19 protein-coding genes are annotated in these 20,429 nt (G+C 71.7%); 6 read left to right on the top strand and 13 right to left on the bottom strand.

Annotation, left to right across the window (positions count from 1 at the left end; all coding sequences use genetic code 11):
- Positions 1–21: 21 nt before the first annotated feature.
- Together DN771_RS25600 and arfB are read left to right on the top strand one after the other, a co-directional pair.
- Positions 22–750 (top strand): YceI family protein, encoded by a 729-nt coding sequence (locus tag DN771_RS25600; protein WP_117000410.1) that lies wholly within the window; start codon positions 22–24, stop codon positions 748–750.
- Positions 751–763: 13 nt separating this feature from the next.
- Complete coding sequence (gene arfB / locus DN771_RS25595; RefSeq protein WP_117000409.1) at positions 764–1,216, top strand: alternative ribosome rescue aminoacyl-tRNA hydrolase ArfB; 453 nt, start codon at positions 764–766, stop codon at positions 1,214–1,216.
- A 13-nt stretch (positions 1,217–1,229) separates the two neighbouring features.
- Here the strand turns inward: arfB and DN771_RS25590 are convergent, their stop codons facing one another.
- A complete protein-coding gene (locus DN771_RS25590; RefSeq protein ID WP_117000408.1) occupies positions 1,230–2,507 on the bottom strand; it encodes an acyl-CoA dehydrogenase family protein in 1,278 nt (425 codons plus the stop codon).
- Positions 2,498–3,682, bottom strand: a complete 1,185-nt coding sequence (locus tag DN771_RS25585; protein ID WP_117000427.1) for an acyl-CoA dehydrogenase family protein — start codon at positions 3,680–3,682, stop codon at positions 2,498–2,500. Before DN771_RS25585 ends, DN771_RS25590 begins: the two co-directional genes overlap by 10 nt.
- Before the next feature lie 170 nt (positions 3,683–3,852).
- On the opposite strand from DN771_RS25585, the gene DN771_RS25580 reads away from it, so the two are divergent.
- Positions 3,853–6,822 (top strand): helix-turn-helix transcriptional regulator, encoded by a 2,970-nt coding sequence (locus DN771_RS25580; RefSeq protein WP_162942410.1) that lies wholly within the window; start codon positions 3,853–3,855, stop codon positions 6,820–6,822.
- Here the strand turns inward: DN771_RS25580 and DN771_RS25575 are convergent.
- From DN771_RS25575 to DN771_RS25565, 3 genes are all read right to left on the bottom strand, one after another.
- The gene (locus tag DN771_RS25575; protein ID WP_117000406.1) at positions 6,819–7,085 is read right to left on the bottom strand and encodes a DUF4242 domain-containing protein; all 267 of its coding nucleotides are present in this window, start codon (positions 7,083–7,085) and stop codon (positions 6,819–6,821) included. The two genes, DN771_RS25580 and DN771_RS25575, sit on opposite strands and share 4 nt — an antisense overlap.
- A gap of 74 nt (positions 7,086–7,159) precedes the next feature.
- A complete protein-coding gene (locus DN771_RS25570) occupies positions 7,160–8,389 on the bottom strand; it encodes a serpin family protein (protein ID WP_117000405.1) in 1,230 nt (409 codons plus the stop codon).
- A 202-nt stretch (positions 8,390–8,591) separates the two neighbouring features.
- Positions 8,592–8,972, bottom strand: coding sequence for an arsenate reductase family protein (locus tag DN771_RS25565; protein ID WP_117000404.1), 381 nt, complete (start codon positions 8,970–8,972; stop codon positions 8,592–8,594).
- Positions 8,973–9,059: 87 nt separating this feature from the next.
- On the opposite strand from DN771_RS25565, the gene DN771_RS25560 reads away from it, so the two are divergent.
- Positions 9,060–10,256, top strand: coding sequence for an MFS transporter (locus tag DN771_RS25560; protein ID WP_162942409.1), 1,197 nt, complete (start codon positions 9,060–9,062; stop codon positions 10,254–10,256).
- A 9-nt stretch (positions 10,257–10,265) separates the two neighbouring features.
- Here the strand turns inward: DN771_RS25560 and DN771_RS25555 are convergent, their stop codons facing one another.
- From DN771_RS25555 to DN771_RS25540, 4 genes are read right to left on the bottom strand one after another with little or no spacing between them, the layout of a single operon-like run.
- Complete coding sequence (locus DN771_RS25555) at positions 10,266–10,973, bottom strand: 2OG-Fe(II) oxygenase (protein ID WP_193615415.1); 708 nt, start codon at positions 10,971–10,973, stop codon at positions 10,266–10,268.
- Entirely contained in the window at positions 10,973–11,572 is a 600-nt protein-coding gene (locus tag DN771_RS25550) for a methylated-DNA--[protein]-cysteine S-methyltransferase (RefSeq protein WP_162942408.1), read from the bottom strand. Before DN771_RS25550 ends, DN771_RS25555 begins: the two co-directional genes overlap by 1 nt.
- A complete protein-coding gene (locus tag DN771_RS25545; protein WP_205528771.1) occupies positions 11,553–12,101 on the bottom strand; it encodes an RNA polymerase sigma factor in 549 nt (182 codons plus the stop codon). The genes DN771_RS25550 and DN771_RS25545 overlap by 20 nt, the downstream gene beginning before the upstream one ends.
- 40 nt (positions 12,102–12,141) lie before the next feature.
- Positions 12,142–12,729, bottom strand: coding sequence for an isochorismatase family protein (locus DN771_RS25540; RefSeq protein WP_117000401.1), 588 nt, complete (start codon positions 12,727–12,729; stop codon positions 12,142–12,144).
- Between the two features lie 64 nt (positions 12,730–12,793).
- Between DN771_RS25540 and DN771_RS25535 the strand changes: the two genes are divergently transcribed.
- Complete coding sequence (locus tag DN771_RS25535) at positions 12,794–14,341, top strand: nicotinate phosphoribosyltransferase (protein ID WP_117000400.1); 1,548 nt, start codon at positions 12,794–12,796, stop codon at positions 14,339–14,341.
- Here DN771_RS25535 and DN771_RS25530 read toward each other — a convergent pair.
- Positions 14,338–15,768, bottom strand: coding sequence for a serine hydrolase domain-containing protein (locus DN771_RS25530; protein WP_117000399.1), 1,431 nt, complete (start codon positions 15,766–15,768; stop codon positions 14,338–14,340). The two genes, DN771_RS25535 and DN771_RS25530, sit on opposite strands and share 4 nt — an antisense overlap.
- A 54-nt stretch (positions 15,769–15,822) precedes the next feature.
- On the opposite strand from DN771_RS25530, the gene DN771_RS25525 reads away from it, so the two are divergent.
- Entirely contained in the window at positions 15,823–16,587 is a 765-nt protein-coding gene (locus DN771_RS25525; RefSeq protein WP_117000398.1) for a nitrilase-related carbon-nitrogen hydrolase, read from the top strand.
- 2 nt (positions 16,588–16,589) lie between these two features.
- Here DN771_RS25525 and DN771_RS30205 read toward each other — a convergent pair whose 3' ends face one another.
- Genes DN771_RS30205 through DN771_RS25510 form a run of 3 tightly spaced genes read right to left on the bottom strand, consistent with a single transcriptional unit; the run spans position 16,590 to position 20,380 of the window.
- Complete coding sequence (locus DN771_RS30205; RefSeq protein ID WP_205528770.1) at positions 16,590–17,195, bottom strand: peptidoglycan-binding domain-containing protein; 606 nt, start codon at positions 17,193–17,195, stop codon at positions 16,590–16,592.
- Positions 17,196–17,255: 60 nt separating this feature from the next.
- Entirely contained in the window at positions 17,256–18,524 is a 1,269-nt protein-coding gene (locus tag DN771_RS25515; protein ID WP_117000397.1) for a hypothetical protein, read from the bottom strand.
- Positions 18,521–20,380, bottom strand: coding sequence for a clostripain-related cysteine peptidase (locus DN771_RS25510; RefSeq protein WP_117000396.1), 1,860 nt, complete (start codon positions 20,378–20,380; stop codon positions 18,521–18,523). The genes DN771_RS25515 and DN771_RS25510 overlap by 4 nt, the downstream gene beginning before the upstream one ends.
- Between the last annotated feature and the right edge of the window lie 49 nt (positions 20,381–20,429).

Genomic DNA, 20,429 nt, shown 5'->3' with positions numbered 1-20,429 from the left:
CCATCGAAAGGTCCCCTCATCATGTTCAAGCTCCGCCACACCGCCCGGCTCGCCGCCGGTGCCCTCGCCGTCGCTACGCTCGCCGGCGCCACGGCGTCGACCACCGCCACCGCGACCGCGCCCGACGACAGCGCGGCCGGCGAGGCCGAGTGCGCGACCGGTGCCACGACCGCCGATTCGGCGGCGTCCGAGTCCGCCGAGGCCGAGGCGTCCGGTGAGGCGGGCGACTTCGCCGGTGTGTGGGTCGTCGCCGAGGGCTCCGAGGTCGGCTACCGGGTCCCCGAGGAGCTCGCCGGCGTCGACACCGAGGCGGTGGGCCGGGGTACCGATGTGGCGGGCTCGTTCACGGTCGTCGGCGATGAGGTGACCGAGGCGTGCATCGTCGTGGAGGTGGCCACCATCACGTCCGACGAGGCGATGCGTGACGGCCAGTTCACCGGCCGCATCATGGAGACGTCCGAGTTCCCGACGGCGACGTTCGTCATCACCGAGCCGCTGTCGTTGGACGATTTGCCCGAGGTCGGAGGTGAGGCCGTCACCGTCGGTGTGACCGGCGAGCTCACCCTGCACGGCGTGACGAACGAGGTGTCGTTCGATGCCCAGGTCCAGGCCGGCGAGCAGGGCATCGGCCTGCTCGGCGAGATCCCCATCGTGTTCGAGGACTACGCGATCTCGAACCCGTCCGGCGGTCCCGCTCAGGTCGGCGACGAGGGCAGCCTCGAAGTCCTGCTCCTGTTCGCCCAGGCCTGACGAGCCGATCCCGATGCCGGCGCCATCCGACGATCTCGTGATCGCGGGCGGCGCCGGCGCCGACCTCACGATTCCGGCGTCGGAGCTTCGCTGGCAGTTCTCCCGGGCCGGGGGCGCCGGCGGGCAACACGTGAACACGAGCAGCTCCCGGGTCCAGCTGTCGTGGTCGCTCGCCGACACCGTGGCCCTCGACGCCGTCCAGCGATCCCGGGCGGTTCGACGTCTCGCCGGCCAGTTGGCCGACGGCGTGCTGACGATCACCGTGTCGGAGCGCCGGTCGCAGCTGCAGAACCGGACCGTGGCCCTGGAGCGTCTGGCCGCGACGATCTCGTCGGCGATCGCTCCGCCGCCACCGCGCCGCCGGGCCACCCGCCCGACGCGCGGGTCGCAGCAACGCCGGGTGTCCGAGAAGAAGCAGCGCGGCCAGACCAAACGCCTCCGTGGCCGCCCCGGCCGCGACGACTGAGCAACTCACTCGGTCAGCGGGTGGCGCCGGGTTCGGGGCGGGGATCGAGGCCGAGGGCGGTGCGGGCGACGAGCTCGTACGCCCGGTTGGCACCGAAGGGATGCATGAATGCCCCGGCCCGGGCATCGCGCCACGCCTTGGCGAGCGGGTGCGAGGCCATGTAGCCGGCGCCACCGCTCAGCGCCAACGCCCGGTCCGCCACCCGCGGCGCACCGTCGCAGATGAACGCCTTGGCCGCCTGGACCTCGGCGGTGATCACCTGCGCCTCCTCCACCGAGGAGTCGCCGCACGGGAACGCGGCGAAGTACTCGTCGATGCGGCGACCGGCGAGTCCGAGCGACGCACGCATGGCGGTGAGCTCCACGATGTTGGCGGCCAGCGTCGACATGGCGTGGGGGTCCTCGGGGACGGTGTCACGCCGGCGGGCGATCGCCTCGAGCGCGCGGGCATGGGCCGACTCGGCGATGCCGAGAGCGGCCGCGGCGTGGAACGCTCCCGACGCCAGGAACCGGTCGTACAGAGCGGTGGCGTAGCGACCCGACGGGAACCCGTCGCGCACGGCGTCGGCGCCGAGCTCGACGCCTCGCAGCGTCATCGTCCCCGACTCGGAGGCCCGCATGCCGATCGCGTCCCAGTCGTCGTTGAAGATCACGCCGTCGGCCGTCGACGGGATGAAGGCGAATCCCGTGCGTTCGACGCCGTCCTGATCCTTGTATCGCACCGCGGTCGTGATCAGCGTCGCGGCGGGAGCCATCGTGCAGAACACCTTGTGGCCGTCGACGACCCACCCCGACTCGGTCCGCCGCGCCGTGGTGGTGGGCCGAGTCAGGTCCTGCGGTGCCGCCTCACTGACCGCCGACGAGTACACGATGTCGTCGTCCACGGTGCGGCGGATCATGCCGGCCAGCGCAGCCACCCTGGACGTCTGACCGCGAGCTGCGGCGACCTGCCATCCGCGCACCATGTTGATCACGATCGCGAAGTGCATGTTGACGCCGATGGTGGTCGAGGGGTCACCCGCGGCGAGGCGGGACGAGGCCACGAGCATGTCGTGGATGGTGTCGACGCCTCCGCCACCGAACTCGGTGGGGACGGGAGCCAGCAGGAACCCGCCCGACCGCAGCTTGTCCAGATGCTCGGTGGCGAAGGTCGCCGAGCGATCGTGCTCGAAGGCCGACTCGGCGAACTCCGCGGCGAACCGTTCGGCGGCCTCGGCGGCGATCGCCCCGGCCGCAGTCTGGGGCTGCAGCCGGGCCGATGCCATCCGCGCCGTGACGTCGATCAGCCCCATCGTGGCTGCTCGTCGGGGTTGATGCCGAGGCTGAGCTTGCCGACGAGCTCGTGGGTGAGCAGGCTGTTGCCCGGGTGGATGCGTCCGAGGCGGGCGTCCCGGAACATCCGCTCGATGTTGCTGCGCTTGAAGATGCCCGAGCCGCCCGTGAGGTCGAGGGCGCTGTCGACGACGGCGAACGCCCGGGTGACCACGTCGTACTTGCAGGCGACGATCTTGACCGGCCAGTCGCCGCCGTGATCGACACCGTTGGACCAGTCGTCGCACACGCGGTCGAGGTGCGCGGTCAGCGCCTCGAGGTGCACGCGCATCTCGGCCACCTCGTGCTGGACGCCGGGGTGATACGCCATCGACCGGGTCAGGGCGATGGACGTGCGGTCGTGCATCTTGGCGACGGTCTCGTCGTAGGCGCGGCGGGCGATCGACGAGTAGACGCCGGCGAAGCCGAGCAACGCCCAGGCGAACAGGGCGACGTGGAAGAACCCGGCGCCGGCGAACCCGGCCGGGCAGACGAGGATCACGGCGTCGTCGGGCACGAAGGCCCGTTCGAGGATCGTGTCGTTCGACGTGGTGGCCCGCATGCCGAGCGTGTCCCACGTCTCTTCGATGTGATAGTTGGTGGCGTTGCGATCCAGGAAGGCATGGACGACCTGGGGATTGGCGGGATCGCTGGTGTCCATGGCGTGGATCCCGAGGTAGGTCCAGACCGGCGACAGGCTGCCGAAGATCTTGTGGCCGGTGAACTCCCAGCCGCCTTCGACGCGCTCGGCCTTGGAGGACGACAGCAGGACCGGCATGTCGTTGCCGGATTCACCATGGCCGGCGGCGAAGATGTGGCCCTCGGCGGCCTTCTGCAGCACCCAGTCGCCCGAGGGGTCGCCGGCTCGGTGCATGTCGGCGCACAGGCCGACGAAGTAGTGGTGCATGTTCACCGCGACGGCCGTGGCCGGGGCGACGTAGGCGATGCGTCGCTGCATCCGGTTGATCTCGGCGAGGCTGAGGCCGGGGCCGCCGAACTCCGGCGGCAGCGTGGCGCGGAAGTAGCCGCTCTCGCGCAGCTCCTCGAAGTCCTCGGTGAAGAAGCTGTTCTCGCGGTCGTAGCGCGGGGCCCGCTCCTCGAAGCGAGCGAGCATCTCGTCGGTCAGCAGTGCGGACGCGGTGTCGGTGATGGTCATGCCAGCGAACGTACGGATCACGCCCGATCGGCGCATGACCTGTCCTGACCTGATCGCCCGGCATGCCCGGCGGATCGTCGATTCCCGCGTAGCGAGAATTGACTATCCGGCCGCCGTCGCTCCCGGTAATGCCGCTCAGCGACCCGGCCGGCCGTCCTACGATGCGCCCAATGGCAGGCAGCGACGCTGGCGGCGCGCCCACTCCCCTGCCACCGCTCCTCACCGTCGGTGGCGCCGTTCCGCTGGTGGCGCGCGGCGATTCGTGGCGTGTGTTGGAGCAGGCCTGGTCCGACGCCGCGGTGAGCGCGCGCCGGGTCGTGCTCGTGTCCGGCGACGCCGGGGCGGGCAAGACCCGCCTCGTCACGGAGTTCGCCCGCTCCGTCCACGACCGCGGCGCGGCGGTGCTCTTCGGCACGTGCTCGGAGAACCAGTCGGTGCCGTACCAGCCCTTCGCGGAAGCCCTCGACCACCTCTTGTCCGGGGTCGATTCGGCCGCCACCGCGGCCAGCAGGTACGGCCCGGACGTGTCGATGCTGGCTCGCCTGGTTCCCCGGCGGTCGGCCCTCGGCGGACTCGCGGACCGCAGTGGCCCGGCCGATCCCGACGCCGACCGCGCCCGCCTCTTCGAGGCCGTGGCGATGGCGGTCGCCTCCGTCGCCGCCGACCATCCCCTGCTGCTGGTGCTCGACGACCTCCACTGGGCCCGCCGGCCGACCGTCGAGCTGCTGACCCATCTGGTGCGCCATCAGACACTCACCAACGTGATGGTCCTCGGGTCGTACCGCTCCACTCCGTCCGACGTCGGCGACGCGTTGCGAACGGCCCTCCCCGAGCTGCACCGGCTCCCCGGCGTGGCCCGCCTCCCGCTCGACGGCCTCGATCGGACCGGCATCGAGGCCTTCGTCGCCGCGGCCGTCGGCCACCCCGTCGACGCGGGACTCGGGGCCGTGGTCGACCTGCTCGACCGCGAGACGGACGGCAACGCCTTCCTCCTCGTCGAGTGCTGGCTGCAACTCGTCGCGACAGGACGGGTGCGCGCCGAGGCCGGGCGCTGGCGGGTCGCCGAGCCGCTCGACGACCTCGCCAGCCCCGAGGGCGTGCGCGAAGTGGTCGCCGCCCGCCTCGCGGGGCTCGATCAGCCGGTCCGTGAGCTGCTCGAACTGGCGTCGGTCATCGGGTCGGCCTTCGACCCCGCCGTCCTCGCCCGGGCCGCTGCCGTGCCGATCGCATCGGCGTTGACCACGCTGGACGCCGCCGTACGGGCGCGGTTCGTCGACGACGACAGCGCCGGCATCTACCACTTCGCCCACGAGCTGATCCGGCGTTCCATCTACGAGGATCTCGGCAGCGTCGAGCGCCGCCAGCACCACCTCGCCATCGCCCAGGCCCTCGACGCCGACGACGGCGCCGTCGGTGAGCGCTACCGCCACCTGTCGGCGGCGGTGCCGCTGGTGGACCGAGCCACGGTGGTCGACGCCGCCGTCCGGGCATCCGACGCCGCCGTCGAGACCTTCTCCTACGACGACGCGGCGCGTTTCCTCGAGGCCGCCCTCGCCGTCGCGCCGGAGCGCAGCGTCGATCTGCTGTTGCGCGCGGCGCACGCGACCATGCGGGCCGGCGACTCCGTCGTCGCCAAACGGCACTGCCTCGAAGCCAACGACGTCGCCCTGCGCACCGGGAACACCGCCGACCAGATCGCCGCGGCGTTCGCCTACGGGGAGGCCTCGTGGCGGGACGCGCGCGACGGCCGGATCGCCGCCGGGCTGCTCCGCGGCGCCCTCGCCGTGGCCGACGACGAGTCGATCCGGGTGCGGCTCCAGGCGGCCCTCACCCGGGCGCTGGCTGTCACCGGCGACGGCGAGATGGCCACGATGCTCGGGGAGGACGCGCTCGCGTCGGCGCGGCAGCTCGGCGAGCAGTCGGCCCTGCGCACCGCGCTCGACGCCTTGTCCTACGCCCCGTGGACGCCCCAGACCATCGACCGTCAGTTGTCCTTGATGCGGGAGTCGGTCGCCGCCGCGCGCGCCGCCGGCGACCAGGAGTGGGAGAGCCTGTCGATCAGCAAGCTGCTGTACGGCGAGATCATCGTGGGCGATCTCGACGGGGCGAGGGTGACGATCGAGCGCCATCGCCAGCTCGCCGCCGAGTTGCGTCAGCCGCTCTTCGTGGCGATGGACCGACAGGCCGATGCGCTGATCGCTCTCGGCGAGGGACGCTTCGACGATGCCGAGCGTCTCGCCGACGAGGCGGACGAGCTCACCCGGCACCTCTCCAACGGCCCGCCCGGCGGCTACGGCGTGCAGATGTTCTCGATTCGCCGCGAGCAGGGGCGCCTCGACGAGGCCCGGCCGATCGTCGAGGCCGTCGCGCGCCTCGACGACTCGACGGCGGCATGGCGGCCGGCGCTCGCCGTGATGTACGCCGAGCTCGGGCTGCTCGACGAGGCGCAGCGCGAACTGCGGGCGCTCACCCCGTCACGATTGGCGGCGATTCCCCGCGACGCGTTGTGGGCCGGCTCGCTGTCGTACCTGGCCGACACCTGCCGCCTGGTCGGCGACTCGGTGGCGGCTGCCGCGGTGTACGAGGAATTGGTCGCGTGGCGCGGCCTGATCGTGCACGTGGGTTATCTCCTCGCCGCTCACGGGGCCGTCGATCGCTACCTCGGTGACCTCGCCGCCCTGCTCGGGCGCGATCGCGAAGCGGAGATCCACTTCGAGGCTGCCCTCCGCATCGATCGGGCCACCCGCATGCCGGTGTGGCTGGCCCGGTCGCAGCTGGCCTACGGGCGGTTCCTCGCCGCCCGCGGCCGCGACGCCGACGGTGCACGTGCCGCCGACCTGCTCGCCGCCGCCTCGGCCACCGCCCGCCGTATCGGCCTGCCGACCGTGGCTGCCGAGGCAGCACACTGGACGACGCCGGCGGCCGCGGCCGAGTCACACCCCGGCGAGCTGACGGACCGGGAGTGGGCTGTCGTGCGACTGGTCGCGCAAGGGTGCAGCAACCGGGAGATCGGCGCCCGGTTGCACATCAGCCAGCACACGGCGGCCAACCACGTACGTTCGATCCTGATGAAGACGGCGACGGGGAACCGCACAGAGGCCGCTGCCTGGGCCCTCCGGCGGGGCGCGCCAGACGTCTAGCGGCCGGCGAGGAGAGTGTCCGGTCGCACCTGGTCGACACGCACGATCACGTCGGCCGGGATGTTGTTCCGCCGCGCCGCCTCGAGGATCGCCTCTTCAGAGTCGGCCTCGTACAGGCAATAGGACTTGCGCTTGTCGGCGCTGAGGAACGAATACACCCACCGCACGCCGACGTCGTCGTTGACGGCGATGATGCTCGCCGCGCCTTCGGCGTCGACCTCCAGGGCATCGGCGTAGTCACGCTCGACCATGAACAGAACCACGAGGCCACCCTAGACCCACCCGATGACAAGGGTTTCCGAATTGACGCCCGGCCGGTGCCTCGGCGGCCGAGGGGTCAGGACGGGTCGTTGACGTGGCCCTGGAAGAGGATGGCCCCGTTGTCCGCGGAGCGGATGGCGAAGAAGAACGGCTGGTCGACGTCGACCACCACGGGATCGGGCTCGTCCTCGTTGGGCGCGGCACCGGCCACCATCACGACGGCCGTGGCGGCGGCCGCCTCGGTACCGGCCTCGGTGACGGTGATGTTGGCCTGATGGATCACGTCGCCGACGAAGATCTCCTCGTCGGTGGTGATGCCGGTGAAGTCGGCGGTGTCGGCGTCGAACGCGTCGACCATGCCGAGCGACTGCAGGGCGGTCGACAGCGTGGTCGCCGTCTCGATGTCCCACTTGGGGAGCGAGAGCGCGACCTCGGGCGTCGTCGGTGCGCCGAGCACGGCGTCGAGGTCACCGCCGGCATCGGCGAGCTGCTGCTCGAACTGGCCGAGCGTGCCTTCGTCGGGCACCACGACGACCATCTCGAAACCCTCGCTGTAGGGCAGGGTCACCGCCTGGAAGTCCGAGGCTTCGCTGTACTCGGCGTGCAGGGTCTGGTGCATCATCTCGACCTCGACGACGTCGCCGGAGGCGGTCACGAAGTCGTCCGTCCACGTGGCCTCGACATCGAACGGATGGCGCCATTCGGCGTCGAGGTAGATGGCGTTGACGAGGATGAACCGGGTGATCTCGCTGACCGCCCGCTCGCCGAGCAACTCGGGGATGCGGTCGGCGGTGCGTTCGGCCACCCAGGCGTTGACGGCGTCGCGTGCCGCGGCCGGGTCGGCACGGAAGTCGGTGAGCATCAGCTCGGAGTCGTAGAAGTCCCGCAGCAGCGCGTCGAACGCGGCCTCGATGCTCATGCCGTCCTGGGCCCACAGCGAGTTCGCCACGTTCAAGGACCCGCCGCCCTCGCCGGTGACCCCGGCGATCAGTGCGGCCAGCGCGGCGTGCGTGTCCTCGCCGCGCAGCCCGAGGACGTCCTCCATCTGGGCGAGCGTCTCGCCGGCGGCGCCGCCCATCGCCATCGTCAGGGCCACCGACGCGCTGAAGGGTGAATACACGAGGTTGCCGTCGGGATGCTCTGCGGCGAGCGGACCGAGCAGGCGGCCGGCGAGTTGGTTGACGGCGGCGGCGGGATTGCCCTCGACCGGAGCGGAAGCGGCGGCGGCGCTGATCGAGAAAGTGGCCGAGGCGGCCACGGCGGCCGCCGCGGCGAAAAGGGCGGATCGTGAGGCACGTGAGATCATGGCTGCTCAGACGTCGTGGCCCCGGCGCCCGGTTCCCGCCCTAGTGATCTGTCGCCGGATTGGTAAGGGTGTCTCGCTTGCTGGATCTCGCCGCTGGCTGCGTTGCTCGTCCTCGAAAGACTGAGTGTATTCCTTCGTCCTCGCGCCTTGCCAGCGACGAGCCCAGCGGCGCGATCCACCTCACCAACTCGACGACAGACCACTAGTGACTTCTCGAGGCGAGGAACTCGTCGACGCGCTCGGTCGGCCGGCCGATGAAGGCACGGTCGGCGGTGACGATCAGCGGACGCTCCATCAGCTGCGGGTGTGCGGTCAACACTGCGACCACGCCGTCGGCCGTCTCGACGTCGGCCGCGGTGACGCCGAGCTCGTCCCACTTCTCACGGCGTACGAGCTTGCCGACCGGATCCTCGAGCTTGGCCACGATCGCCTCGAGCTCGCCCTTCGACGGCGGGGTCTCGAGATACCGAACGACGTCGACATCGTCGGTCGCGCCCGCCTGCTCGACGGCGGCGAGCGCCTGACGGGACTTCGTGCAGCGGGGATTGTGGTACAGCGTGACGGGGTGATCGCTCTGGCTCATCCCGATCCAACCTACTGACCGCCGCCGGCGGTTCTCGCCGGTGACCGGGCGCGATTCGGCGTCGGAACCGAGAGGATGTGGCCCGATATGTCGAGCTCACCCGTCCCGCCGAGGTCGCGGGCTCCGCTCGTCGCGATCGGTGCCTTGTTCTTCGTCAACGGGGCGTCGGTCGCGTCATGGTTCCCGCGTCTGCCCGACGTGCGCGACCGGCTCGGCATCTCCGAGGCCGGGCTCGGGCTCACCCTCGTGGGGATGGGGGTCGGCGGACTGGCGATCAGCCTGCTGTCCGGCGTGGTCGTCGATCGCTTCGGCAGCCGGCGCGTGGCCGTGTTCACCTCGGCCGTGTTGTCGGCGCTGCTGCCCCTCATCGGCATGGCGTCCGAAGCGGTCGTGTTGTTCGCCGTGCTGATCGCCATCGGGATGTTCGACGGCCTCACCGACGTGGCGATGAACACGCAGGCGGTGATGGTGCAGGAAGGCCGCAGCCACGTGATGTCCCGGCTGCACGGCATGTGGTCGATCGGCACGCTGACCGGCGGGCTCGTCAGCGCCCGCGCCGCCGACGCCGGCGTGTCGATGAGATCGCAACTGCTCGTGACGTCCGCCGTGATGGTGGCGGCCACGCTGTCGACGAGACCGTTCCTGCTCGCTGGACGGCCGACCACGGACGACACGCCGGAGGCGGAGGCCTCGCGCACCGAGGCGACGGACGGGCGGGGGGCAGCGGGCCGCCCGGCCCCGGGCCGAACGGCGACCGCGCTGCTGCTGCGGCTGTTCCTCGTCGGCATCGCCGTCGCCCTGGCCGAGGCCCCGCCCAACGACTGGGCGGCGCTGATGTGGAGCGACCACTACGACCTGCCCGACGGCCGGGCGGCCCTGGGGTACGTCTCGACCGTCGCCGGCATGGTGGCGGGACGATTTGCCGGCGACTTCATCGTCGCCCGCCTCGGCAACGAGCGGACGCGCCGGCTCGGGGCCGCCTTCGCCGCGGTCGGCGTCGTCCTCGCCACCCTCGCCCCCGTCCCCTGGGCCTCGTCGATCGGCCTGTTCGCCACCGGCTTCGGCGTGTCGCAGTTGTTCCCGATGATGATGGTGGGCGCCAGCGTGCTCACGGGTGGGCGGTCGAGTGGGATGGCCGCCTTCTCGAGCGGCGCGCGACTCGGCTTCCTCGTCGGCCCGCCGGTGGTGGGCGGGCTCGCCGGCCTCACGAGCGTTGCGACCGCCGTGCTGATCGTCGCCGGGGCGGCTGCGGTCACCGTTGCGGCCACTCCACTGCGCCGCTGACGACCCGCCTCAGGTCGCGTCGTGGAGGACGAGGCCGAGCGTGCGCCGGTGGCCCGAGCGCACGACGCTCACGCCGTGGCGCATGGGCGCCGCCGACCAACCCCGGGCCCCACGGACGGGGCGCTCGCTCGTGGTGAAGACCACCGCCTCACCGAGCCCGATCGATCTCGCCGTCGGCCGCGACTGCGCCCGAGGGCGCTGCTCGACGGTGACGAACTCGCCGCCGGTGAAGTCCTCGCCCGGCCGCGACAGCCCGACGACCACCTGGAGCGGGAACACCAGGTCTCCGTACAGGTCGCGGTGAAGGGCGTTCCAGTCACCCGGCCCGTACGAGAGGAGAAGCGGCGTCGGCCGCTGCTGACCGGCAGCGTGGCACATCTCGATCCACTCGTCGAAGTCCTCGGGCCAAGGCGCCGGCCGGCGCAGCCGTTGCGCCCAGTCGCACGCGACCGGGCGGAGGTGACGCCAGAACGCGGCCCGGAGCTCCTCGACGATCGGGGGCAACGGGCGGGCGAAGTAGCGGTACCGCCCCTCGCCGAAGCGGTGGCGCGCCATGTCGATCGTCGACCGGAAGCGGGCGTCGTCGTCGAACATCGCCGCCATCCCGGCGGCCTCGGCGGGACGCAGCACCGTACCGGCCGGCGCCGAGCCGACCACGTCCAGTTCGTCGGTGATCGCCGGCCAGTCGAGGCCGGCGACACGCTCGGCCTCGCGCATCACGCCGCCTCGAGAGTCAGGAGATGGACCTTGGCCGCCGCACCGCCGCGGTACTCGCCCGCCGTGCCATCGCTGCGTACCACCCGATGGCACGGCACGACGACGGGCACCGGGTTGTGCCCACATGCCGAGCCGACGGCGCGGAACGCCCGGGGTCGACCGGTGGCGGCGGCGACGCCGGCGTACGTCTCGGTCCGGCCGAAGGGGATCTGCCGCAGGTGTTCGAGCACGGAACGCCGGAAGCCCGACGCCAGCCGGAGATCGACGGGCACGTCGAAGACCTGGCGCCGGCCGGCGAAGTACTCGTCGAGCTGGCGAGCGGGAGCATCGAGGCGGGACGAGCCTTCGAGCATGCGGGGGCTGATCGCCCCAGCCAGCTCGGACAGCACGCGGTCACGGTCTTCGGACGCGAACGCCACGCGCACCACACCGGCGTCGGTGGCGGCGACGAGCAGCGGACCGAGCGGGCTGTCGACGGTGCGGTAGGCGACGTCGAGCAGGCCGGCGGCTTCGGCGTCGTCGACCAGCCGCCGACGGAGCGGTGCCAGCCGGCGATCGAGGTCGTCGGGGGTGATGGGGTCATCGAGGAACATCGGCATCTCCAGACCGTCGGTCGGGGTCGGTGTCGGCGGCGGTCGCCGCCGACGGGTAGAGCTCGCGCAGCCGGGCGATTCCGTCGGCTGCGTTGCGGCGGGCGGCCGCGACGGAGCCACCGAGTTGCTCGGCGACCTCGTCGTACGACAGGTCGGCCAGGTAGCGGTAGATCACCGCCTCGCGCTGCTTGGGCGCCAGGGCGGACAGCGCGTCGCGGAGGGCGAGGTCGGCCTCCAGGACGGCGATGCGATCGTCGACTGCGACCGCCGGGAGGTCACCGAACGGGACGGCCTGCCGCTTGCCCCGCCGGATGACGTCGATCGCCTTGCGGTGGGCGATCGTCACCAGCCAGCCGCGGATGTTGCTGCCCGGGCGCAGCGACGGGTACGCACGCAGCGCGGCGAGGAACGTGTCCGACCACGCGTCGTCGGCGTCGGCGGGCGCGAGCAGGGCGCGGCAGACCCGGAGCACGACAGCGCCGTGTTCGGCGACGACGGCCTCGAAGGGCGGCAACGGTGCGCTGCGGATCTGCACATGTTGCCAACGCAGCGGCACCGGCCGCTGTGAGGTCGGATCAGACGACGGACACGCCGGCGGCCGTCAGCTCGCTGACGGCCCGGTCACCGTCGCCCGGCTCGACGTCGACGGGGGCCGTCGCCGCCCGCACCACCGTGGCGTCGAACCCGCACTCCACCGCGTCGAGTGCCGTCGCCTTCACGCAGTAGTCGAGCGCCAGGCCGACCACCACGACGCGTTCGGCTCCCCGCTCGCGGAGCATCGCGTCCAACCCGGTCGTCCCCCCCGGCGACCCGTCGGTGGGGTCTCGCAGGGTGAAGCCCGAGTATCCGTCCTCGCCGCCGGTGCCCTTGTGCACGGACGGACCCACCACCACCAGGTCAGGATGGAAATCGGCGCCCCAGGTGTCCCGGACGCAGTGGACCGGCCACGGGCCACCTTCGATCGCGAAGTGCGGCGTGGTCGGGGGATGCCAGTCCTGCGTGTACACGACGGTCGCACCGGCGTCGGTGGCCGCAGCGATCTCGTCGTTGACGGCGCGGATCACGCCGGCGCCGCCGGGAACCGACAGCGCCCCGGCCGGATCGGCGAAGTCGTTCTGCACATCGACCACCACCAGCGCGGTGCCGGCGTCGTAGCGAACCATCGGCTCCACCGTACCGGCGCACGTCCCGGGCTGCGCCGGACCAGCCGGGTAGCGTCGGCACACGATGAGCACCGTCTCGCACCCGGTCCTGCGTGGTGGGGTCCTGAGCACCGATGCCTACCAGCTGACGATGGCTCAGCTCTACCTTCGAGCCGGTGTCCACGACCGGACGGTGCGCTTCGAGCACTTCTTCCGCTCCTATCCCGACTACGGCACGCATCAGGCCGGCTACTGCATCGCCGCCGGGCTGGCGCCGTTCGCCGAGTGGATGGTGTCCACGCGGGCCACCGCCAGCGACGTCGACGCGCTGCGCCGGCACCGTGGCCGGGCGGGGACTCGTCTCTTCGACGACGCGTTCTGCGACTGGTTTGCATCGGTCGACTTCCATGCCCTCCGTCTCGAGGCGGTCGCCGAGGGCCGCGTCGTCCATCCCAACACGCCGATCAGCACCATCGAGGGACCGCTCGGCGTCGCCCAGCTCATCGAGACCCCGCTGCTCAACCAGCTCAACTTCGCCACCCTGATCGCCACCAAATCGGCCAGGGTCGCCGAGGCATCACTCGGCCGTCCGGTGCTCGAGTTCGGCATGCGCCGCGCCGCCGGCACGGGAGCCGATGCCGCCTCGCGCGCCGCCATCGTCGGGGGCGCGGTCGGGACGTCCAACGCGGCGGTCGCCTACGAGCTCGGCCGGGACCCGGTCGGGACCCACGCCCATTCGCTCGTGCAGTTCTTCATCGCGGCCGGCGGCACCGAGCGCGACGCCTTCGAGCACTACGCCGACACGTATCCGGACGACTGCCTCCTCCTGGTCGACACGCTCGACACGCTCGAGAGCGGCGTGCCCAACGCCATCGCGGTGTTCGAGGACCTGCGCCGACGGGGGCACCGACCGGTCGGCATCCGCCTCGACTCCGGCGACCTCGCCTACCTCGCCGTGCAGTCGGCCCGGCAGCTCGACGCCGCCGGCTTTCCCGACAGCCAGATCGTCCTGTCGAGCCAGCTCGACGAGATCACGATCTGGCAGATCGTCGACCAGATCGCCGCCGAGGCGCGGCGCGCCGGCGTCGATGCCGACCACGTGATCGACCGGCTGGCGTTCGGGGTCGGCTCGCGCCTGGCGACCAGCGACGGCGATCCGATGCTCGACGGCGTGTACAAGCTGGTGGCGGTCCGCGGCGACGACGGCCGGACGTGGCGCCCGGCGATCAAGCGGTCCGACTCTCCGGCGAAGGTGCTCAACCCTGGTCGCAAGCGGTTGTGGCGGCTCTACGACGAGCACGGGACGGCAACGGCCGACGTGCTGGCGAGCATCGACGAGACCCTCGCGCCCGGCTCCGACATCACACTGCACCACCACGCCCTGCCGAACGTGTCGCGCGTGCTGCGGGCCGACCGCTGGTCGCGCGCCGAGGAACTGACCGCGACCGTGGTCGAGTCCGGTGTCGCCATCGGCGGCCTCGACGACCTGGATGCGGCCGCGGCGCGCCGTCGTCGCGACGTCGACGCCCTCGACCCTGGTGTCCGCCGGCTCGTCAACCCCCACGAGTACCACGTGTCGATCACCACGGCGATCCACGACGAGAAGCAGACGCTGCTGGAACGGCTCGCCTAGGTCGCAGGGCCGAGCGAGCCGGCGGTGACGCGCTCGAGGCGGTCGAACGTGGCGACCAGGTCGGCGAACGGCCGGGCGTATCCGCCGCCCGAACGCACCGACTCCACCGTGCCGTCGGGGCGACGGGAGTAGACGACCGACTCGCCGGGCGAGCCGTACCCGGGGGCGGCGGCAATTCGCAGGGTGGCCTCGTCGAGCACGGTGAGCTCCACCGGGTCCGCCGTCGGATCGGCCACGGTGGCATCGAGCTGCCACAGGCGCCCGCCGAGGGCGACGACGTCGAACACGCCCCAGAGCGAGGCGAAGCGACCGCTGAAGCGGGCGGCCGTCGCGTCGTCGACGGCGGCCGGCTCGTCCGGACCGGGGCGCTCGGCGAGATCGAGGAGGCGGAAGAAGTTCGCTGCGTACACCTGGGCCGGCCCATCGATCGCGTTCGTCAGCACCGACACGGCGATGCGCGCGTGCGGGTCGAACAGGGTGTGGGTGATGTGCCCGGGAAAGCCGCCGCCGTGGCCGAGGAGTCGCCGGTCGTTGATCGTGGTGACCGCCAAGCCGGAGGCGTACTCGGTGCCGCCGCTGCCGATCACCCGCCACCGCGTGCGCTGCATCAGGCGCTTCTGCCCGTCCGACAGCAGCCGCTCGTCGCCGAAGCAGTGGGCCGCCGCCCAGCGCACCAGGTCGCCCGCCGTCGAGACGAGGCCGGTGGCCGCGGCCATCGCCGCCGTGTCGACGTGATCGATCGCCAGTCGCCGCCCGAGGGCGATGGCGCTGTGGCCGGTGACGATGGTCGACGGATCGTCGACATCGCCGAGGTCGGCGGCGGTCGCCGTCAGGCCGAGCGGGCTGAAGATCGACTCGGCGAGGTGGGCGGAATACGACGTCCCGGTCACCGCCTCGATGACGAGCCCGAGGATGGAGAACGTGACGTTCGAGTACTTGAACCGCTCGTTCGCCGGGAGCACGTCGGCCCCATCGGTGGCCATGCGGAGCAGGGCCGGACGATCGGGGAACGGTGTGATCAGCTGCCAGTGCCCCGTGTCGTGGCCGTCACGGATCACCCCGGCGCCGTGAGCGAGGAGCTCGTCGATCGTCCTGGCGCCGATCGGCGGCCCGTTCAGCTCGTCGAGGTGCTGGTCGACGCGGTCGTCCAGGCGGAGACGACCCGACTCGGCGAGCCGGTGGATGGCCGCCGCCGTGAACGTCTTGCTGTGCGAGGCGATCCGGAACCGGTGGTCCGTCGTCAGCGGCTCACCGCTGGACAGATCGGCCACCCCGAACGCCTCCTCGAGCACCACCTCGCCGTCGTGGAGCACGGCGACCTGGACGCCGGGGACGCGGTCGTATTCCTGGTGGAACTCGAGCCATCGTCCGAGATGGGCAGCGGCCTGCTGGACGCTGGAGCGGGCGACGGCACTCGGTGAAGTCACCGTGCGAGTGTGCCACCCGGACCGGCGGCGCGACGACGACGTACGCTGGCGCCGATGAAGCTCGCCGCCGTCCAGCACGACATCGTGTGGAGCGACCGCTCTGCCAACTTCGACCGGCTCGCCCCGAAGATCGCCGCGGCCGCGGCCGCGGGTGCCGAGCTGGTGGTGCTCACCGAGACGTTCTCCACCGGGTTCGCCGTCGACGACCCGGATCTCGGCGAACCGGAAGGCGGCCCGTCGGCGCAGTTCCTCGCCGAGCAGGCCGCCGCGCACGGCGTCTGGGTCTGCGGCACGTGCCCGGAGGTTCCCGCCGGCGACCTCGACGGCCGCCCGTTCAACAGTTTCGTGTTCGCCGGTCCCGGTGGCGAGACGCAGCGCTACCGCAAGATCCATCCGTTCACCTACGGCGGCGAGACCAAGCACTTCCGCGGCGGCACCGAACTGGTCACGTTCGAGGTGGGCGGTGTCCGGGTCTCACCGCTCGTGTGCTACGACCTCCGCTTCGCCGACGAGTTCTGGCAGCTGGCAACCGGCACCGACGTCTACATCGTCCCCGCCAACTGGCCGGCCCAGCGACGCCTGCACTGGCAGTCCCTGCTGCAGGCGAGGGCGATCGAGAACCTGGCCTATGTCGTCGGCTGCAACCGGGTCGGATCGGGCGGTGGCCTCGAGTACAGCGGCGACAGCCGGGTCGTGGATCCCACCGGCGAATTGCTCACCACCGCCGCGGCCGACGAGACCACGCTGTTCGCCACGATCGACCCCGATCGGGTGGCCGCCGTGCGCGACCGCTTCCGCTTCCTCGACGACCGCCGCTGACGCTAGTCGCCCCAGATGCCGAGGGCCCGGGCGGTGGTGGCGCCGACGACGCCGTCGACCGACAGGCCGCTCGCCTGTTGGAACCGCCGGACGGCGGTCTCGGTCCCCGGTCCGAAGCGACCGTCCACGTCGGAGCCGAGGTCGACGGACATGACCTGCCGCAGGCGACGCTGCACGCACCGCACGGCGTCGCCGGTGTTGCCGGGCCGTACGGCCGACGTGATCGTGCACGAGGCGGCCACGCTCCCGTCGATGGTGATCGCCGTCGTCGGCGGGGTCGTCGGGCGAGCCGTCGTCGGCACGAATGCGGTCGTCGCCACCAGGGCCTGCGGTTCGGGGGGACGCGTCGTGGGCGGCGCCGGCGGCGCCACGGTGGAGGTCACGACGACCGGGACGCTCAACGTCAGACTCGGCGCAGCGAGGAAGGAGTCGCCGGCCAGGGCCGACCGGGAACCACCGCCGGACTCATCGATGCCGGCGCCGAGCACGGCGACCGCGGCGACGACGAGGATCGTGCTGATGCCCGCCCTGACGCGCTTGTCCTGCCAGTCGACGTCATCGGGGACGTCGCTGGGCGATCGTTGTGGAAGCCGTCTCCGTGACGACAAGGTTCCGCCTTTGTCTGCGCGACCCCGGGCCCACCCCGAGATCCTGCTGAGACGGCGAGGCTACTGGCCGCGGGCCACGTCGAAGGAGGAAAGGACAGTCTGGAATGCCGTCTCATCGGCGTCGGGGACCTGGATCACCAGCACCGCGGTCATCGCCGAGTCGGCCGGGTTGGCGGCGAGCACGAAGATCCGCGTCGCCGTACCCCCGCACGCCGTGAGCTCGACGATGTGGCCGGTGAACACCGGGTCGGCGTAGGGCTGCGGCGTCCCGACGGTGCACGGGAAGCCCGACGCACCGTCGAGGACGAGACCTTCGGTGTCGGCCTCGAACGCCCGGCCGACGAAGCGAACGCCGGGGATGGTGAAGTCGGTGGGCACCGGATCCTGGCCGGTGAAGACGGCGATGTCGCCCGACGTCGCGGCGATCTGTGGGTGCGGCTGGCCGTCGCTGCCGGTCACCGACGCCGTGGCGGTCTGCGTCCACTCCGGCGGGACGGCGACGGTGATCGTGCGGGAGTCGTCGGTGACCTGGACCGCCCCGTCGACCACCGAGTTGGCCGGGGTGAACACCGGGCCGTCGGCCTGGTCGGGAGCGGCGGCGTCATCCGCGGCGCCTGGGGCCCCGGGCGGGGCGGCAGGAGCGAGGGGGGTGCCATCGGGCAGCGTGACGGTGGCGCCGGGCGTCGTGCCGACCGGCACGGTCAACTGCGGGACGGTCGTCGTCGTGATCGCCGTGGCCGGCTGGGTGATGCCGACGACGTTCAGGCTGGCCAGCACGGGAGCCACGACCGCCTCCTCGGCGGGATTCGTCGACTGGACCTGGGCGAGATAGGTGCGGGTCGTGTCGGAACCGGCGTTGGCGGCGAGGAGATGGAAGGTCGCCGCGCCCGTGGCGCCGCACTGGCTGTACGTGGCGTGCAGGCCGACCAGCGCGCCGTCGTCGTACGGCTCGGTGACCGACGTGGCGCACGGACCGTCCTGACCGAGCCGGTCGATCCACGACTGCAGGTCGGTGGTGTGCGTCGTGGCGAGGAAGACCGCCCCGGGGACGTCGAACGTCTCGCGGTACGCGGCGAAGTCGGTGGATGCCGAGATCCAGGGCATCGGCGTTCCGTCGTCGTTGGTCCCCGGCGCCGTGTCGATGTCGGTCCACGTCGCCGGGACCTCCATCGTGAGGACGCCCGTGTCGTCGACCAGTGACACCATCTCGACTGGAGACGCGACGGGGGTCGCCGCGGAGGCCGAAGCGCCTGCGGCGACCGCGAGCGACGAAGTGACGGCGGCGATCGCCGCCAGCGCGGTCGTGAAGATGGTCGCCGGCCGGTTCACGACTGCCCCGCGATCAGGGTTCCGGCGATCACGTCGATGACGTTGCCGTTGGCGTCGAGGAGGCGCAGCTCGAGCAGCACCTCGGTGCCCGCCGGTATCAGCTGGTCGGTGACCGTCCAGTGCCGGTTGGGGTCGAGGCCGACCGGCGAGACGACCTGCTGGAGGACCCCGCCCGGTGCCTGTTGCACGCTGATCGGGTAGGCCAGGTCGCCCGGTTGCGGCGTGTAGGCCACCACCACGCCGTTGCTGTCGACGACCGTGAACGGGCCGACGTCGTCCCGGCGGTCCCAGTTGAGCTGGGCGGTCGACCCGTTCGCCCGCTGCAGGGAGAACGCCGAGTAGCCGTGGGTGCCGTCCGGTTGACGGACGTACCGGGTGTAGGGCACCACCTCTCGAAGGCCGTCGGACACGGTGGTCAACGACGGCAGGATCAGGGCCGACGCCACCCCGTTCTCGACGACACCGCCGTCGGACTCGAAGTACGTGCGCACCCCGTTGGCATCGACCGTCGACGCGCGCAGTTCCACCGATCCGATGAAGTTGGCCGTCACGGGAACGGTGACCTCGTAGATGTTCGGCTCCAGCGTGACGACGCCGATGCTGGCGGCCGAGAAGCCGACGTCCGTCTGCAGCACGACGTTCGCCTGGGCGTCGTAGAACGCGTTCAGGAAGGGCATCCAGCGCGACGACGTCGCCAGGGCCTCGAAGTCGGCGTCGAACTCGCGGGGCTCGACCGGGAAGTACACCGTCAGGCCGGTCGCGGCGTCGAAGTTGGGGCTGCCGTTGCGCTGGCCGACGCGGCCGGCAGCGAGGCTGGCCAGCAGTTGGTCCCGGGCGGCCACGACCTCGGGGCTGACGCCGGTGAGCGCCGTCAGGTACTCGCCGATGTCGAGGAAGCCGAACCAGAAGTCGCCCGACGTCCCGTAGCGGTGCAGGTCGGTCGTCGCCGCCAGGTACGGCGTCGGGTTGGCGGTCACGTCGGCCGCGGCCGCAGTGGCGAACGCCGAGATGGCGTCGCCGATGGCGGTGGCGTGCGACGTGTCGAACATGCTCAGTGTGAAGTCGTTGCCGTACCCCGCGCGGGCGGCCTCGGCCTCGTAGGCGACGGCGAGGGTGTCGAAGTACTGCGCCGGCTGCACGCCGGGCTGGGCGAAGACGTTGAACGCCTCGTACTCCAGGCCGAGCCCAGGGATCACCTCCTCGGAGGCGATGAGGTAGTCGACGTTGCCGGCGGCCGCCGCGCCGAGCGAATCGAACGACGCCATCAGGCAGGCGTCGAACACGAGCAGGTCGAGCCGCTCGCGGCCGGCGGCGGCGAGTCCGTTGTTCATCGCCAGGGTGATGTCGTTCGAATCGAGCGAACTGCTGCGGCGCGATCCCGTCGCCGAGACGTCCTCGTCGAACGCGATGCCGTTCCACCCGGCGCCGTGGTCCCAGACGACGAGGGCGTTGTTCTCGGCGGGATGGGTGAGCATCCCCTGGGCGAGGAACCATGCCAGCGTGTCGGGCGACCCGCTGTCGACCTCGCCGAGGTTCTGGGTGACGGTGGCCGTCCCCCCGGCGATCTCGATGACCATCGCCTCGCCGCTGTTGGGCACGTGCGGCGTGGTGAGTCCCGGCCCGGCCAGCTCGGAGCTGTCGAGGAAGACCGTGAACTCCACGCCGGAGGTGCTGGCCACCAGCATCTCCTCGATGTCCTGACCGTAGGGCAGCTGTCCCTCCGAGTCGTTGACGATGTACACGAAGACGTGCCAGTCACCGCCGGTTGGCGCGGCGGCAACGGGGTCGATCGGGGTCCAGGCACCGGCGGCGAGCACCACCAGGCCGGCGGCGGCCGCCAAGCGTCGAGATCTCATCGGCGCACATCGAAGCAGATGACGGCGATCGATGTCGATAAATCCGCCG

This window comes from Desertimonas flava, from assembly GCF_003426815.1.
Classification (GTDB): Bacteria; Actinomycetota; Acidimicrobiia; order Acidimicrobiales; family Ilumatobacteraceae; genus Desertimonas; species Desertimonas flava.
This window is presented reverse-complemented; position numbering and strand designations above follow the sequence as displayed.

Bases quoted from the DNA above. Each gene is read 5' to 3' on its own strand.
- DN771_RS25600 (WP_117000410.1), top strand. From the start codon at position 22: ATGTTCAAGCTCCGCCACACCGCCCGGCTCGCCGCCGGTGCCCTCGCC.
- arfB (WP_117000409.1), top strand. From the start codon at position 764: ATGCCGGCGCCATCCGACGATCTCGTGATCGCGGGCGGCGCCGGCGCC.
- DN771_RS25590 (WP_117000408.1), bottom strand. From the start codon at position 2,507: ATGGGGCTGATCGACGTCACGGCGCGGATGGCATCGGCCCGGCTGCAG.
- DN771_RS25585 (WP_117000427.1), bottom strand. From the start codon at position 3,682: ATGACCATCACCGACACCGCGTCCGCACTGCTGACCGACGAGATGCTC.
- DN771_RS25580 (WP_162942410.1), top strand. From the start codon at position 3,853: ATGGCAGGCAGCGACGCTGGCGGCGCGCCCACTCCCCTGCCACCGCTC.
- DN771_RS25570 (WP_117000405.1), bottom strand. From the start codon at position 8,389: ATGATCTCACGTGCCTCACGATCCGCCCTTTTCGCCGCGGCGGCCGCC.
- DN771_RS25565 (WP_117000404.1), bottom strand. From the start codon at position 8,972: ATGAGCCAGAGCGATCACCCCGTCACGCTGTACCACAATCCCCGCTGC.
- DN771_RS25560 (WP_162942409.1), top strand. From the start codon at position 9,060: ATGTCGAGCTCACCCGTCCCGCCGAGGTCGCGGGCTCCGCTCGTCGCG.
- DN771_RS25555 (WP_193615415.1), bottom strand. From the start codon at position 10,973: ATGCGCGAGGCCGAGCGTGTCGCCGGCCTCGACTGGCCGGCGATCACC.
- DN771_RS25550 (WP_162942408.1), bottom strand. From the start codon at position 11,572: ATGCCGATGTTCCTCGATGACCCCATCACCCCCGACGACCTCGATCGC.
- DN771_RS25540 (WP_117000401.1), bottom strand. From the start codon at position 12,729: ATGGTTCGCTACGACGCCGGCACCGCGCTGGTGGTGGTCGATGTGCAG.
- DN771_RS25535 (WP_117000400.1), top strand. From the start codon at position 12,794: ATGAGCACCGTCTCGCACCCGGTCCTGCGTGGTGGGGTCCTGAGCACC.
- DN771_RS25525 (WP_117000398.1), top strand. From the start codon at position 15,823: ATGAAGCTCGCCGCCGTCCAGCACGACATCGTGTGGAGCGACCGCTCT.
- DN771_RS25510 (WP_117000396.1), bottom strand. From the start codon at position 20,380: ATGAGATCTCGACGCTTGGCGGCCGCCGCCGGCCTGGTGGTGCTCGCC.